This is a genomic window from Isoptericola sp. NPDC055063, assembly GCF_053608125.1.
The window spans coordinates 61146-75914 of record NZ_JBSGUW010000012.1 but is presented as its reverse complement, the minus strand read 5'-3'; the positions used below and the strand labels follow the sequence as shown (position 1 = coordinate 75914).

Below are 14769 nucleotides of genomic sequence, written 5' to 3'. Positions count from 1 at the left end.
GCAGGGGCGCATGTCGGGGGTGCCCCCGGCAGCCGTCCGGCGCGACGACGGGCGGGCGAGCAACGCTCGCCCGCCCGGTCGTGGCCGCCGCCGATCAGCTCTTCCCCTTGGCGACCTTCTTCGTGCAGACGGCGTTCGGGGAGTCCGACGTGCAGGCCTGGACGTACACGGTCTGGCCCTCGTCGTAGGAGAGATTCACGTCGCGGTAGGTGTGGTCGCCCTTGGAGTAGAAGACGGCCGGACCGCTCCCGCCCACCCAGAGCTTGACGATGGACCTGCGGCCGTTGGCGTGCTGGTCGGAGATGAACAGGTGCTCCCCGTAGGGGACGAAGCGGCCGTAGACGTACACCTTGCCGCCGGTGCCGCCCTTGGACGCCATCTCCGTGATGCCGATGCCGCCCTTGTCGTACGGGTCGTGCCACGACCAGGCCTCGCGGTACCAGGTGGCCGTGGTCTGCGCGTCCCCGGTCGGGGCCTCGGGCGGGGCCGCCGTGGCGGCCGGGCCGAGGAGCCCGACGCCGGTCAGCGCCAGCGCGGCGGCGGCCGCCGCCGTGGTGAGTGCTCGCATGGTTCCTCCTCAGGACGTGCCCTTTTCCCGCTTCGGGGTGCAGACGGCGTTGACGGACGTCGAGGTGCAGGCCTGCAGGTACACGCGCTGGCCCTCGTCGTAGGACAGGTTGAACTCCTTCTTCGTGCCGTCGCCCTTGGCGTAGAAGACGGCGGGGCCGCTCTTGCCGACCCAGAGCTTGACGATCGCCTTGCGGCCGTTGGGGTGGTGGTCCCAGACCGTGAGGTGCTCGCCCTTCGCCTCGAACATGCCCATCACGTACTGCGTCGTGCCGTTCTTGATGGCCTGCTCGTAGATGCTGACGCCGCCGGCGTCGCCGTCGTCGGCCCACGCGTCCGTGTCCATGTACCAGCCGGCGGCCGTGGTGGCCGTGGTGGCGGCGCGGTCCGTCGGGTCCGGCGCGGGTGCGGCGGTGGCGGCGGGGGCGAGCAGCGTCGCCCCGGCCGTGACGAGCGCGGCGGCCGCGGCCGCCGTCGTGGTGCGAAGTCGCATGATCATCCCTTCCTCAGGACCGGCCTCAGGACCGGCCTCAGGACCGGCCGCGGTGCGTGCCGGACGAGCACTGGGCGTTCGGCGACGTCGAGGTGCAGACCTGGATCTTCACGGTCTGGCCCTCGTCGTAGGAGAGGTTGAACCTCGTCTCCGTGTCGTCGCCCTTGGCGTAGAAGACCGCCGGGCCGCTCCTGCCGACCCAGAGCTTGACGATGGCCTTGCGGTCGTTGTCGTGGTGGTCCCAGATCGTGAGGTGCTCGCCGTTCGCGATGAACTGCGCCATCACGTCCTCGCGGGTCGAGGACTTGGACGTCTTCTCGTAGACCGAGATGCCGCCCTTGTCGTTCGGGTCGTTCCAGGACGCGCCCGAGTCGTGCCAGGTGGCCGCCGTGGCGACGCCGTCGAGGGCCGGTCGGGGCGCGGCCGCGGCGGCCGTGCTGCCCAGCAGGCCGAGGCCGGCCGCGCCGACCGCGGCCGCGGCGAGCGTCCTTCTCGTGGTCGTTCTCATGGGTTCCCCTCCGTGCTGTCGTGGGCCGTCGTTCGTGCGGCGACCGATGCCCCCCACGGTGCCGAGGGCCGCTTTCCTCGCGCTTTCGCCGTACTTCCGTCGCCCCGGTCACCTCTTGAGGGGAGTGGGCGCCGGTCGGCGGCGCCCGGGCAGGGGGCCGAGGGATGCGGTTCGAGGTGCTGGGCCCGGTGCGGGTCGCGGGGGCGGCGGACGCCGCCCCCGTGACCGGCGCGGTGCGCCTCGGGCTGCTGGGGCTGCTGCTCGCGCGGGCCAACTCCCCGGTCCCGGCCGACGAGCTCGTCGACGCCCTGTGGGGAGCCGCGGCCGACCCGCAGCGCCTGCAGCTCACCGTGCACCGGCTGCGCCGCGCGCTGGGGGAGCCGGACCGGCTCGAGCGCGACGGCAGCGGGTACGTGCTGCGCGTCGGGCCCGGCGAGCTCGACGCGGAGCGCTTCGACGACGCCGTCGCGCGCGCCGAGAGCACCCCGGACCCGGAGGTGCGCGTGAGCCTGCTGCGCCCCGCCCTGCGGCTGTGGCGCGGGGCGCCGTTCCAGGGCCTCGACCTCGGGCCCCTCGCGGCGGAGACCGGGCGGCTGACCGAGCGCCGGGACGCGGCGATCGAGCAGCTCTTCGCCGCCGAGCTGGACCGGGGCCGGCACGCGCGCGTGGTCGCCGACCTGGCCGAGGCGGTGCGCCGGCACCCGCTGCGCGAGCGGCTGCACGTGCTGCTGATGACGGCGCTGTCCGGCTGCGGGCGGCAGGCCGACGCGCTCGCCGCGTACCGGTCGGCCCGCCGGACCCTCGTCGACGAGCTGGGCCTGGAGCCCGGCCCGGAGCTGCGCGAGGCCGAGCGTCGCATCCTCGCGGGGGAGTGCGGTGCCCCGGCGCCCACGGCCGCGCACGCCGCCGACGCGTCCGCCGCCGCCACCTCCGCGGCCGCCGTCGCGGCGACGGCCGCGGCCGCCGGCGCCGCGCACCGCCCGCCCGCGCAGCTGCCCCACGACCCGTGCGGCTTCGTCGGTCGCGACGCCGAGCTGACGGCGCTGGACCGGGCCTCGCTGCCGACGACGGGCGGCGCCGCCGTGGTCGCCGTGACCGGCACGGCGGGCGTGGGCAAGACCGCGCTCGTGACGCACTGGGGTCACCGGGCGCGCGACCGGTTCCCGGACGGTCAGCTCCACCTCGACCTGCACGGGTTCAGCCCGCACGACCCGGTGTCGTCGACGGAGGCGCTGGGGGTGCTGCTGCGGTCGCTGGGCGAGGACGCCGACGCCGTCCCCGCGGACCGGGACGCCCGGGCGGCGCGCTTCCGCACCCTCACCGACGGGCTGCGGCTGCTGGTGGTGCTGGACAACGCCGCGGACGTCGACCAGGTGCGACCCCTGCTGCCCGGGTCCGCGACCTGCGTCACCGTCGTCACCAGCCGGGACGCCCTCGCCGGGCTGACGGCCGGGGAGGGCGCGGAGCGGGTGGACGTGGGCCGCATGACGCGGCCCGACGCGCGGGCGCTGCTGGGCGCCCGGCTCGGCGGCGCGCTCACCGAGCGCGGAGCGGGGAGCGCGACCGACGACCTGGTGGAGCGCTGCGCCCGCCTGCCCCTCGCGCTGCGGGTGGCCGCCGAGCGGCTGCGCGGCGCGGGCCCGGGCGACGTCGCGGACCTCGTGGCCGCGCTCGGGGTGGAGCGGGACCGGCTGGACCTGCTCGACACGGGCGACGAGCACACGTCGGTGCGCTCGGTGCTGTCGTGGTCCTACCGGCAGCTCTCCCCGGAGCAGGCGACGCTGTTCCGGCGCGCGGGCTTCCACTGCGCGCACGCACGCCACTACCTCGACCCGTTCTGCGCGTCCGCGCTGCTGGGCAGCACGGACCTGCAGGCCACGCGCCGGCTCATCGACGACCTCGTGCGACGCCGCCTGCTCGACGAGGCCGAGCGTGGCCGCCACGAGATGCACGACCTGCTGCGCATCTACGCCGCGGAGCTCGCCGCGGAGCAGGAGGACACCGCGGAGGGCCCGCGCCGGATCCTCGACTACTACCTGGCCGCGGCCCTCCGCGCGGCGGCATGTCTCGGGGGGCCCGGGACCTCGCCGCGCACCGTGCTCCCGGACGACCTGGCGACGCCACCGTTCGACGGCCCCGACGACGCGCGGCGCTGGCTCGACGCCGAGCGGTCCGCGCTCGTGTGCGCGACCGAGCAGGCGGCGGCCCTCGGCCACCCCGGCCACGCCCTCGACCTGGCGGCCGCGCTCGAGCGGTACCTCGACGCCGGCGGGCACCGCGACGAGGCGCGGCGGGTGCGGGCCGCAGCGCACGAGGCGTGGGAGGTCGAGGCGGCGCGGGAGGACGGGGCGGGGCGTGAAGACGAATCGGCGCGGGAGGCCGCGCTCCGTGCGCGCGGGGGCCACGCCGTCCTCGCCGTCCTCGCCGTCTGCGCGGTCCGCGCCTGACGCTCACAGGCCTGCCGTGCGCCCTGTGCGTTCGTGCTCACGCGCATTTCACGCCTCGACGCCCGGCACGGAAACACCGCCTCCCTAGCGTCGGGGGCACCGGCGCGACGGCGAGCCGGCGGCTCGTCCCGCCCGCCCGGCACCCGCCCGGCGGGCTCGACCGCCCGGCGTCGGCGTCGGGCCCGCGCACAGGAGGACACGCGATGGCGGCTCCGACGACGGCTGCACCGACCCCGCCCGGCACGCACCCGGCGCCCGCCCCCGGCGCCCACTCCCGCCCCGGCCGCTGGATCGACGATTGGCGCCCGGAGGACCCGGCGTTCTGGGCGGGCGGCGGCCGGCGCGTCGCGCGCCGCAACCTCGTGCTGTCGGTGTTCGCCGAGCTCCTCGGGTTCTGCGTGTGGGCGCTCTGGTCGATCGTCGTGCCGCAGCTGCCCGCCGCCGGGTTCGACCTCACCACCGACCAGATGTTCTGGCTGATCGCCGTGCCGGCGCTGGTGGGCGCCGCCCTGCGCATCCCGTACACCCTCGCCGTCCCCGTCTTCGGCGGGCGGACCTGGACGGTCGTGTCCGCGTCGCTCCTGCTGGTGCCGACGCTGGCGCTCGCGGTCGTCGTGCAGCGTCCGGAGACGTCGTTCGGCGTGCTCGTGGCGGTGGCGGCGCTCGCGGGCCTGGGCGGCGGCAACTTCGCGTCGTCGATGGCGAACATCTCCTTCTTCTTCCCCGAGCGGGAGAAGGGCGCGGCGCTCGGGTGGAACGCCGCGGGCGGCAACCTCGGCACGGCGGTGGTGCAGCTCGTGGTGCCGCTCGTCGTGATCACCTCCGCCGGAGTCGCCCTCGAGCGGGCGGGCCTGGTGTTCGTGCCGTTCGTGGTCCTGGCGGCCGTGCTGGCGTGGCGGTTCATGGACAACCTGTCGACGGCGAAGGCCGACCCGCGGTCGTTCGCGGTGGCCGTGCGCGAGCCGCACACCTGGGTGATCGCGTTCCTCTACATCGGCACGTTCGGGTCGTTCATCGGGTTCTCCGGCGCGTTCCCGACGCTGCTGGCCGGCCAGTTCCCGGAGGTGAGCGTGTCGCTCGCGTTCCTCGGCGCGCTCGTCGGGTCGGTGGCGCGGCCGCTCGGCGGCATCCTCGCGGACCGCGTGGGCGGGGCCGTCGTGACGATCGGCTGCTACGCCGTGATGATCGCCGGGGCCGTGGGCGCGATCACCGCGCTCGGCAGCCACCGGTTCGGCCTGTTCTTCGCGTCGTTCCTCGTGCTGTTCGTCGCGACCGGGGTGGGCAACGGCTCCGTGTACCGGATGATCCCGGCGGCCTTCCGCGTCGCCGGCGCCGGCCGCGACGCCACGGCCACCGCCCGCGCCGCCGCGGGCTGCATCGGCATCGCGGGGGCCGTGGGCGCGTTCGGCGGGTTCCTCGTGCCGCGCGGCTTCGCGGTCTCGACGTCGATGACCGGGTCGCTGGTCGCCGCGCTGTGGGTGTTCGTCGGGGCGTACGCGGTGATGGCGGTCGTGACCTGGGCCGTGTACGCCCGGCGGGGGACGGCGATGCGGGCGGCGCGGGTATGACGGCGGTCGCGACGCACTGCCCGTACTGCGCGCTGCAGTGCGGCACGGACCTCGCCCCGACCCCGAGGGGCTCGTCGCTGCCCGTGGCCGTGACGCCCCGGCAGTTCCCGACCAACGGCGGCGGGCTGTGCCAGAAGGGCTGGACGGCGGCCGCCGTCCTGCGCGCGCCGGACCGCCTGACCACGCCCCTGGTGCGCGGGGGCGACGGCGCGCTCCGGCCGGCGTCGTGGGACGAGGCGCTGGACCTCGTCGCCGGGCGGCTCGCGACGCTGGCGGCCGAGGACGGGCCGGGCGCGGTCGCCGTGTTCGGCGGCGGGGGCCTGACCAACGAGAAGGCGTACACGCTCGGCAAGTTCGCGCGCGCCGTGCTGCGCACCCCGTTCATCGACTACAACGGCCGGTTCTGCATGTCGTCCGCGGCGGCCGCCGGTAACCGCGCGTTCGGCGTCGACCGGGGGCTGCCGTTCCCCGTCACCGACCTCGCCGGGGCGGACGCGATCCTGCTGCTCGGCTCCAACGTGGCCGAGACGATGCCGCCGTTCGCGGCGCACCTCGCGGGGGCGCGCGCGGTGGGCGGGCTGGTCGTCGTCGACCCGCGACGGTCCGCCACCGCGCGGCTCGCCGGCCCCGGGGAGGGCGTGCACCTGCAGCCCGTGCCGGGCACCGACCTCGTGGTGCTGCTCGCGCTGCTGCACGTGCTGGTGGCGGAGCGCCTGGTGGACCGGGACTACGTGGGGGCGCGCACCGCGGGAGTCGACGACGTGGCGCGGTCCGTCGCGGCCTGGTGGCCGGAGCGCGCGGAGACCGTCTGCGGCGTGCCGGCCGAGGAGCTGCGCCGGGTGGCGCGCCTGCTGGCTGCGGCGTCGCCGTCGCGCGGCGGGCGCGGCGCGTACGTGCTGACCGGGCGCGGCGTCGAGCAGTCCGCGCAGGGCACGGCCACCGTGACGGCGGCGATCTCGCTGGCGCTGGCGCTCGGCCTCCCCGGGCGCGTGGGGTCCGGGTACGGCTGCCTCACCGGGCAGGGCAACGGGCAGGGCGGGCGCGAGCACGGGCAGAAGTGCGACCAGCTGCCCGGCTACCGCCGCATCGACGACCCGGTCGCCCGCGCGCACGTCGCGGGCGTGTGGGGCGTCGACCCGGGGTCGCTGCCCGGGCCGGGCGTGCCCGCCGTCGAGCTGCTGACCTCCCTCGGGACGCCGGGCGGCCCGCGCGCCCTGCTCGTGCACGGGTCGAACGTCGTCGTGTCCGCCCCGAACGCGGACCGGGTGCGCGAGCGCCTCGCCGCCCTCGACCTGCTCGTGGTGTGCGACGTCGTGCCGTCCGAGACCGCGCTGCTCGCCGACGTCGTGCTGCCCACCACCCAGTGGGCCGAGGAGGAGGGCACGATGACGAACCTCGAAGGCCGGGTGATCCGCCGCCGGCGCGCCGTGGACCCGCCCGGCGAGGCGCGCTCCGAGCTGTGGATCCTCGCCGAGCTGGCCCGGCGGCTGGGCTCGGACGTGACGTTCCCCGTCGCGCCGGACGAGGTCTTCGACGAGCTGGCGTGGGCGTCGGCCGGCGGCGTCGCCGACTACTCCGGGCTCAGCCACGCCCGCATCGACGCGCACGAGGCCGCCGGCGGCGCCGGGCTGTACTGGCCCTGCCCCGCCATCCCCGCTGACAGGTGGGCGGAGGCGCACCCCGGGACGCCGCGGATGTTCCTCGACCGGTTCGCGACGCCGGACGGTCGGGCCCGGATGATCGCGGTGGACCACGCGGGCCCGGCCGACGACGTGCGGCCGGACGCGCCCACCTACCTCGTCACCGGGCGGGTGCTGCAGCACTACCAGTCCGGCGCCCAGACCCGCCGGGTGCCCGAGCTGGAGCGGCTGGTGCCCGAGCCGTACGCGGAGCTGCACCCGCTGCTCGCCACGCGCGTGGGGGTGGAGGACGGAGCGCCGGTCCGCCTCGCGTCGTCCCGCGGCGTCGTCGAGCTCACCGCGCGCTGGACCGACGCCGTCCGCCCGGACACCGTCTTCGTGCCGTTCCACTGGGGCGGCGCCGGCAGCGTCAACCGCCTCACGACCGACGCCGTCGATCCGGTCTCCGCCATGCCCGAGTTCAAGGTCTGCGCGGTGTCCGTCGCGGCCGTCGACGCCCCCGTGGTTTCCGAGAGGCGGGTGCCCGCATGAGCACGGAACCGCTGCGGCTGCCGCGCCGCGTCGTCGTCGTGGGGCACGGGATGGTCGGCGCGCGGCTGGCCGACGAGCTCGCCCGCCGCGACGCGGACGGCGCCCTCGACGTCACCGTGCTGGGCGCGGAGCCCTACGAGCCGTACAACCGGGTGCTGCTGTCCGACGTGGTCGCGGGCCGCACGGACGTCGCCGCGATCTCCCTGCCCGCGGTCGACGACGGGCGCGCGCTCGTGCGCCGAGGCACGGCGGCGGTGGCCGTCGACCGCGACGCGCGCGTCGTGCTCGCCGACGACGGCACCCTGCACCCCTACGACCACCTGGTGCTCGCCACCGGCGCCACGGCGCGGCTGCCCGACGTGCCCGGTCTCGGCACCGACCCGGGCACCCTGCCCGCCGGCGTGCACGCGCTGCGCACGCTCGACGACGCCCGGGAGATCGTCGCCGCGACGGTGAACGCCCCCCGCGCGGTGGTCGTCGGCGGCGGGGTGCTGGGCGTGGAGGTGGCCCTCGGTCTCGCCGGGCGCGGCCTGCCCACCACGCTCGTGCACGGCGCCGGCACCCCGATGGACCGCCAGCTCGACGACGAGGCGGGCGCCGTCCTGCGCGCCGCGCTCGAGGCGGCGGGGGTGGCCGTACGCACGGGCGTCCGGCCACGTGAGGTGCTGGTCGTGGGCGGGCGCGCCGTCGGGGTGCGCCTGGCCGGCGCGGCCGGCGACCCGGGGGAGACGCTCGGCGCCGGGCTGGTGGTCCTCGCGTGCGGCACCGCGCCCCAGACGGCGCTCGCGCGGCTGGCCGGGCTCGCCGTCGACCGCGGCGTCGTCGTCGGCCCGGACCTGGCGAGCGTCACCGACCCGCGCGTCTTCGCCGTGGGCGACTGCGCGCAGCCGCCCGAGGGCTCCCGCGGGCTCGTCGCCGAGGGCTGGGACCAGGCGCGCCGCCTCGCGGACGCCCTCGTGGCGCTCGCTGCACGGCCGCGCCCCGCGCCGCCGGTGGTCGCCGGCCCCCGGGAGCACCTGCGCCTGCCCGGGGACGGCGCAGGCCCGTCGATGGCGGTGCGGCTGGGCGCGCTGCTGTCCTCCCGCGCGCCGGGCGCGGCGGCCGGCCCCGCCGTCGACACCCGTGGCACCGACGTCGTCAAGGTCAAGGCGGGTTCGCTGAGCGTGGTCGCGATGGGCCGCTGCGGCTCGGGGCGCGCGCCGGTGGCGGGGGAGCGGGTGGTGCGGCTCGGCGACCCGGCAGCCGGCCGCTGGGTGGAGGCCGTCGTGGCGGACGGGGTGCTCGTCGGCGCCACGTGCGTCGGCGACGCGCGCGTGGCCGCGGACCTCACGGCCGCCTACACGCGCCGCACGCCCGTCCCGGCGGACCCGGCGTTCCTGCTGCTCACGCCGGTGGCGCCGGTCGCGGCCGCGGCGTCGAGCCCCGAGCACATGCCCGACGACGCGACGGTCTGCCGCTGCAACGGCGTCACCAAGCACGACGTCGCGTCGTGCGTCGCCGACGGCGCGACGACCACCGACGAGGTCGTGCACGCGACCCGCGCGACGACCGGGTGCGGCAGCTGCCGGGACGCCGTGTGCGGGCTGGTGGACTGGCTCGCGGCGGCCCGGCCCGACGACGCCGACCGGGACGTCGACCGGGTGGCCGGGCGCCGCTAGACCACGAGGCCGGCCGCCGCACCGGCGACGACGAGACCGATCACGAGGGCGGTGATGACGACGAACGGCGTGTCCGACCGGCGGGCGAAGTGCCTGAGCATCAGCACCAGCCGGACGAGCGGCAGCAGGACGAGGGCGGCGCAGCCGGCGGTCAGGGCGACCGTCGACGGCAGGCGGGCGCCGGCGGCGAGGAGGACGACGCCGACGACCAGGAGCGCCACGGCCGCGGCGGTGCCCCCGCGCATGAGGGTCGCGAGGCGGCCGGCGAGAGCCCGGTCGTGGCCCGCGGGGGTCGTGTCGTCGCTCATGCCAGCCCCGCCCCGCCGACCCCGCAGGCGTGGAGGACCATCGGCACGCTCAGGGCGAGCAGCACCGCGGTGAACACGAGGCGGAGCCCTGGGCCCGCGACCCGCACCAGGACGCGCGCGCCCACGACCGAGCCGGCGACCGAGCCCAGGACGACGGGGGCAGCGAGCTCGAGGTCGAGGGTCCCCGAGACGAGGTACGCGGCCGCGGCGCCGCAGGCGGTGACGCCGATCATGAGGTTGGCGGTCGCGGACGACACCTTGATCGGCAGCCGCATGGCCGCGTCCATCGCCGGGATCTTCAGCACGCCGCTGCCGATGCCCAGGAGCGCCGAGAGCGTCCCGGCGCCGAACATGAAGGTCATCCCGAGCGGCAGCCGGGCGACCTGATAGGCGACGGCCGACCCGTCGCGGTCGGTGTAGGTGGCGCCCAGGGCGAGGCGGTCGCGCCGGACGGACGGCGCCGCCGGGCGGGCGCGCCGGCCCGTGAGCATCTGGACCGCCGACACCAGCAGGACGGCCGCGAAGACGCCGTACAGGAAGGACTCGGGGAGCGACCCGACCAGGAAGACGCCCGCCACGGCCCCGAGGGCCGTGGCGGACTCGAGCACGACCGCGAGCCTGAGGTTGGTCAGCCCCGCGGCGAGGAACTGGGGCGCGCCGGCGCACGAGCAGGCGATCACCGAGACCAGGCCGACCGCGACGGCGACGGGGAACGACGCGTGGGCGTACAGGGTCAGCAGCGGCACGACGAAGATCCCGCCGGCCATCCCCAGGGCGCTGCCCAGGGCGCCCGCCGCGAGGGATCCCACCAGCAGCACCGCGAACTGGTCGGGCGTCACGGTGTGCCCCCGGCCGCGGTGTCCGCGCGGGGGAGGCGGGTGGTGAACGTGATCGTGTCGCCGCGGTAGTGCAGCACCTCGAAGTCCACCGGGCGGCCGCCCGTCGTCGTCGAGGTGCGCTCGATCCTGAGCACCGCGCTGCCCTCGGGGACGTCGAGGGCCTGCGCCACGACCGGGTCCGCGACGCTCGCCCGCAGGGCATACGTCGCCTCGGCCAGCGGCGTGCCGTGCCGCTGCTCCAGGAGCGTGAAGATCGGCTCGTTCTCGAGGTCGTCCTGCGCCACCAGCCGCCCGAGGTCCGGGGGGAGGTAGGTCTGGTCGAAGGAGATCGGGAGCCCCGCCGCCAGCCGGACGCGGTCGATGTGAGTCACGGTCGCCCCGACGGGGAGGTCGAGGGCGGCGCGCACCTCGGCCGACGCCGGTACTTCCTCGACGGCGAGGACCCGCGCGCGGGTGGGCAGCCCGTGACGCTCCATGTCCTCGACGAACCCGGTCAGGGCGGTGAGGGGCTGGCTGATCTGCGGCGTCGTGACGTACGTGCCGCGGCCCTGCCGCGTGACGACCAGGCCCCGGGACACCAGGTTCTGGACGGCGCGTCGCACCGTGATCCGGCTGACGCCGAACTGCTCCACCAGGGCGTCCTCCGTGGGGAGCTGGTCGCCCGGGTGCAGGTCGACCCCCCAGCGAGCGAGGAGGGCGTTCTCGACCTGGGCGTACAGCGGCGTGCCGGCGGAGGGGAGCATGTCGGGAGTCTAGGTCATGTCGTTATAACAACTGGTCGCCTGACCGGATGCGTGATGCGAACGTGTGTTCGAAGAGGTGTCGGTGGCGGGTGGTTGAGTGCTCGTATGGCCACCCCGTCCAGTACCGCCGCTTCGCGGCTTGATGCTGCGCTGGACCGGACGGCGGACGAGCAGGCGGCGGTGAACGCGGCGGCGGGTCGGCGCACGGTCGCGCTCGGGCAGGTGCTGGCGGCGGCGCGGGTGGAGCCGGAGGCGTTGCTCGACGTCGAGGTGGAGCGGGTCGCGTCGGCGACGACGCAACGACGTGGTTCGGTCGCGCACCGGGCGCTGGTCGCGGAGGTCGCGTGCGCGCTCGGGGTGAGCGAGCACGTCGCGGCCGGCTGGCTCGCGGACGCCGACGTCCTGGCCTCGAAGGCGATCGCCACCCTGGAGGCGTTGTGCGCGGGGACGATCTCCTACCAGCACGCCGCGAAGATGGCGGACGCGGTCGCAGGCCTGCCCCCGAGCGTCGCGGGGCGGGTCGAGCGCGCGGTCCTGGGCCGGGCCCCCGGCATGACGGCGGCACGGTTCGGCGCGCTCGTCCGCGCCGCCCGCGACCGCCTGCACCCCGTCCCGGCGGAGGTGCGGCATCAGGCCGCCGCGCTGAAGGCGGACGTGTGGGTCGACGACGGCGCCGACGGGATGTCCTGGCTGACCGCGCACCTGCCGACGCCCGTCGCGCGCGCCGTCTACGACCGCCTGCACCGCACCGCCACGAGAGCGAAGACGACCGGTGACCCGCGCGGCATCGGGCAGCTGCGCGCCGCGACCCTGGCCGCGCTCCTCCTCGACGACCACCCCGTGACAGATGAGCACAGCACGTACGAGCACGAGCACCGCGCGGACGTCGCGGGGCCAACAGGCGGAGCCGCCGGCCCGGAGAACCTGCCGGGAACGCCGCCGGACAGCACACCGGAAACGACACCAGGATCAGCACCAGGGACCGCACCACGAGGTCTGCCAGACGACCTACCGGACCTGCCCGATCCGCTCGCCACGCTGGCGCGCACCGTCCGGCCCGTGGTGCACGTGACCGTCCCGATCACCACCCTCACCGGCACCAGCGAGAGTCCGGGCCTGCTGGACGGCACCATCCCCATCGACGCGGAGACCGCACGCCACCTCACCGCCCGCGCCCCCACCCTGCGACGCCTGCTCACCGACCCCGTCACCGGCGCGATGCTCACCGTCGACCGACGCTCCTACGTCGTGCCCGCCGACCTACGCGCCTTCCTCACCCAACGCGACCTCACCTGCCGGTTCCCCGGCTGCCGCATCCCCGCACGCCGCTGCGACCTCGACCACACCACCGCCTGGGAGCACGGCGGCACCACCGACGCCACCAACCTCGCCGCACTGTGCCGCCGTCACCACACGTTGAAGCACGAGTCCCGATGGACCGTCGAACACCTCCACGACCGGCCGGGCGGCCGGCCCGGCACCGGCGTCCTGGCCTGGACCTCACCCCGCGGCCGCACCTACCTCACCGAGCCCGGATCCGCCGACCACACCCTCGACCACCTCGACGCCTGGGCCACCGAGACACAGCACCTCGCCGAGCAACTGCCCGCGCAACTGCCCGCGCAACGCCCGGTCCCGTCGACGGACGACACGGTCGGACCGGGACCGGCACCAGACATGGTCCCGGCCCGGGACGACGGCGACCCGCCCTTCTGACCGACGCGGCGAGGTGCCGGCCGTCAGGCGTCCAGGCGGTACGGCAGGCCGAGCGCCTCCCGGAGCGCGGCGGCGTAGGGCACCCGCTCGGCGGGCGGGGCCCAGCGGGCGTCGTCGTGCCGTTGGTAGAGGCGGTCGTCCGGGTGGCGGGGGAGCACGTGGACGTGCAGGTGCCAGACGTCCTGGTCGCCCGCGGGCTCGTTGTGCTGGCGGATCGAGGTGCCGGGGCAGTCGTACGACGTGCGCATGGCCTCGGCGACCCGCTGCGTGAGCTCCCAGACGGCCGCGCCGTCCTCGGGCGTGAGCGCGTAGAGGTTCTCGACGTGCACCCGCGGGATCACCAGGACCCCGCCGGGGTTGTCCGGCCACCACTTCGGCGCGATGCGCGCGAAGGCGCGCTCCGTCACCGCGACGACGTCGGACGGCTGGTTCCACTCGTCGACGAGGCCCCGCTGGATGCCGCAGAACGGGCAGGCGTACCCGGCGGGTTCGTGGGTGATGGGACCCGTCACGGTCGCGTCCACTCGAGCGTGTAGCGGAAGAACAGCCGCTGCCGGAACCGTGCGCCCGGCAGGACGCGCCGCGCGGTGTCGCGGACCTCGCCGTACGTCTCGCGCGAGTCGCGCACCGGCACGGGCGGCCCGTCGTCCCCGGCGCCCGCGGCGGCCGGCCGCGGGTGCTTGACCATCCCCACCACGGGGTTGGCGAACGACGACACGAGGTCGACGGCGAGGTCGCGCGGCGCGCCGATCCGCGCGAGCCCCACCACGAGCAGGCGGCCGCCCGGCGCGACGACCCCTGCGGCGTGCCGCAGCGCGGGCTCCAGGTCCATGTGGTGCAGCGACGCGACCATCGTCACGACGTCGAACGAGCCGTCGGCGGGGACGTCCTCGAACCGGCCGTGCCGCACGTTGACGCCCGGGTCTCCCGCGAACCGCGCGGCGGTCGCCTCGGCCATCGCGGCGTCGGCGTCGAGCCCGACGACGGTGGCGCCGGAGCGGCGTAGCCGGTCGACGAGCGCGCCCGTGCCACACCCGACGTCGAGCGCGCGTCGCCTGCGTCGCGGCAGCCGGCGCAGGATCCAGCCGTGGAAGTGGTCGTTGTGGTTCCACGGGTGCCGCGCGTTGAGGCGGCCGAGCCACCGGCCGACGGCGCGGACCTGCGGGTTCGTCGTCGTGCGCGGGTCGAACTGCATCCTCGGCGTCGTCGGCATGGACAGCGAGGGTAGCGTCTCGGCCGTGCCGACCCTCGTCCTCCTGTGCGGCCCCGCCGGCGCGGGCAAGTCCACGCACGCCCGGCGCTACGCGGCCGACGGCTACGCGGTCGCGTCCGTCGACGAGCTCGCGTGGGCGGCCGGGCACCCGGCCGTGCACCCCCTGCCCGACGACGCCGCCCGCCAGGTGGCGGAGACCCTGCGGTCCCGGGTCGGCGCGCTCCTCGACCAGGGGCGCGACGTCGTCGTCGACTCGTCGTTCTGGTCCCGCGCGTCCCGGGACACCTACCGCGCGCTCGGTGCAGCCCACGGCGCGGACGTCCTGGTCGTCTACGTCGACACCCCGCGCGACGTCGCCCTCGCCCGGGTGGCCGCGCGGACCGCGGCGCACCCGCACGACGTCGTCCTGACCCCCGAGGTGGCCGCCGCCTTCCACGACGGGTTCGAGGTCCCGACGCCGGACGAGGGCCCGCTGGAGGTCGTGCCGGGCGCGTGACGACTCTCCTCTCGCGCGGAGTGTGTCGCGCGTGAGGCAGAT

Annotated in this window: 14 protein-coding genes; 6 read left to right on the top strand and 8 right to left on the bottom strand. The window is 76.4% G+C overall.

Features of this window, described 5'->3' with window-relative positions; all coding sequences use genetic code 11:
- Nucleotides 1–94 precede the first annotated feature (94 nt).
- Genes ACWF41_RS15415 through ACWF41_RS15405 form a run of 3 tightly spaced genes read right to left on the bottom strand, consistent with a single transcriptional unit; the run spans nt 95 to nt 1568 of the window.
- On the bottom strand, nt 95–568 hold the full coding sequence (locus ACWF41_RS15415) for a hypothetical protein (protein WP_380346861.1): 474 nt from the start codon (nt 566–568) through the stop codon (nt 95–97).
- Nucleotides 569–577: 9 nt separating this feature from the next.
- Nucleotides 578–1060, bottom strand: coding sequence for a hypothetical protein (locus ACWF41_RS15410; RefSeq protein ID WP_380324243.1), 483 nt, complete (start codon nt 1058–1060; stop codon nt 578–580).
- 37 nt (nt 1061–1097) lie between these two features.
- Nucleotides 1098–1568, bottom strand: a complete 471-nt coding sequence (locus ACWF41_RS15405) for a hypothetical protein (RefSeq protein ID WP_380324240.1) — start codon at nt 1566–1568, stop codon at nt 1098–1100.
- A gap of 164 nt (nt 1569–1732) precedes the next feature.
- On the opposite strand from ACWF41_RS15405, the gene ACWF41_RS15400 reads away from it, so the two are divergent.
- The 4 genes from ACWF41_RS15400 to ACWF41_RS15385 all read left to right on the top strand — a co-directional run bounded on the left by ACWF41_RS15400 (nt 1733) and on the right by ACWF41_RS15385 (nt 9412).
- Nucleotides 1733–4015 (top strand): AfsR/SARP family transcriptional regulator, encoded by a 2283-nt coding sequence (locus ACWF41_RS15400; protein WP_380324237.1) that lies wholly within the window; start codon nt 1733–1735, stop codon nt 4013–4015.
- Between the two features lie 203 nt (nt 4016–4218).
- A complete protein-coding gene (locus ACWF41_RS15395) occupies nt 4219–5583 on the top strand; it encodes an MFS transporter (protein WP_380324233.1) in 1365 nt (454 codons plus the stop codon).
- The gene (locus ACWF41_RS15390) at nt 5580–7754 is read left to right on the top strand and encodes a molybdopterin oxidoreductase family protein (protein ID WP_380324230.1); all 2175 of its coding nucleotides are present in this window, start codon (nt 5580–5582) and stop codon (nt 7752–7754) included. Before ACWF41_RS15395 ends, ACWF41_RS15390 begins: the two co-directional genes overlap by 4 nt.
- A complete protein-coding gene (locus tag ACWF41_RS15385; RefSeq protein WP_380324227.1) occupies nt 7751–9412 on the top strand; it encodes an FAD-dependent oxidoreductase in 1662 nt (553 codons plus the stop codon). The genes ACWF41_RS15390 and ACWF41_RS15385 overlap by 4 nt, the downstream gene beginning before the upstream one ends.
- On the opposite strand, the gene ACWF41_RS15380 is transcribed toward ACWF41_RS15385, so the two are convergent.
- The 3 genes from ACWF41_RS15380 to ACWF41_RS15370 are packed head-to-tail and all read right to left on the bottom strand — an operon-like array spanning nt 9409 to nt 11302.
- A complete protein-coding gene (locus tag ACWF41_RS15380) occupies nt 9409–9720 on the bottom strand; it encodes a hypothetical protein (protein WP_380324224.1) in 312 nt (103 codons plus the stop codon). The two genes, ACWF41_RS15385 and ACWF41_RS15380, sit on opposite strands and share 4 nt — an antisense overlap.
- Nucleotides 9717–10559, bottom strand: coding sequence for a sulfite exporter TauE/SafE family protein (locus ACWF41_RS15375; protein ID WP_380324221.1), 843 nt, complete (start codon nt 10557–10559; stop codon nt 9717–9719). Before ACWF41_RS15375 ends, ACWF41_RS15380 begins: the two co-directional genes overlap by 4 nt.
- The gene (locus ACWF41_RS15370) at nt 10556–11302 is read right to left on the bottom strand and encodes a GntR family transcriptional regulator (protein ID WP_380324218.1); all 747 of its coding nucleotides are present in this window, start codon (nt 11300–11302) and stop codon (nt 10556–10558) included. Before ACWF41_RS15370 ends, ACWF41_RS15375 begins: the two co-directional genes overlap by 4 nt.
- A gap of 105 nt (nt 11303–11407) precedes the next feature.
- Here ACWF41_RS15370 and ACWF41_RS15365 point away from each other — a divergent pair, with 105 nt between their 5' ends.
- A complete protein-coding gene (locus ACWF41_RS15365; RefSeq protein WP_380346863.1) occupies nt 11408–13018 on the top strand; it encodes an HNH endonuclease signature motif containing protein in 1611 nt (536 codons plus the stop codon).
- A 23-nt stretch (nt 13019–13041) separates the two neighbouring features.
- On the opposite strand, the gene ACWF41_RS15360 is transcribed toward ACWF41_RS15365, so the two are convergent.
- Nucleotides 13042–13530, bottom strand: coding sequence for an HIT family protein (locus tag ACWF41_RS15360; protein ID WP_380321419.1), 489 nt, complete (start codon nt 13528–13530; stop codon nt 13042–13044).
- Nucleotides 13527–14231, bottom strand: coding sequence for a class I SAM-dependent methyltransferase (locus ACWF41_RS15355; RefSeq protein WP_380321416.1), 705 nt, complete (start codon nt 14229–14231; stop codon nt 13527–13529). The genes ACWF41_RS15360 and ACWF41_RS15355 overlap by 4 nt, the downstream gene beginning before the upstream one ends.
- 25 nt (nt 14232–14256) lie before the next feature.
- Between ACWF41_RS15355 and ACWF41_RS15350 the strand changes: the two genes are divergently transcribed.
- Complete coding sequence (locus ACWF41_RS15350; protein WP_380321413.1) at nt 14257–14727, top strand: AAA family ATPase; 471 nt, start codon at nt 14257–14259, stop codon at nt 14725–14727.
- Nucleotides 14728–14769: the final 42 nt, after the last annotated feature.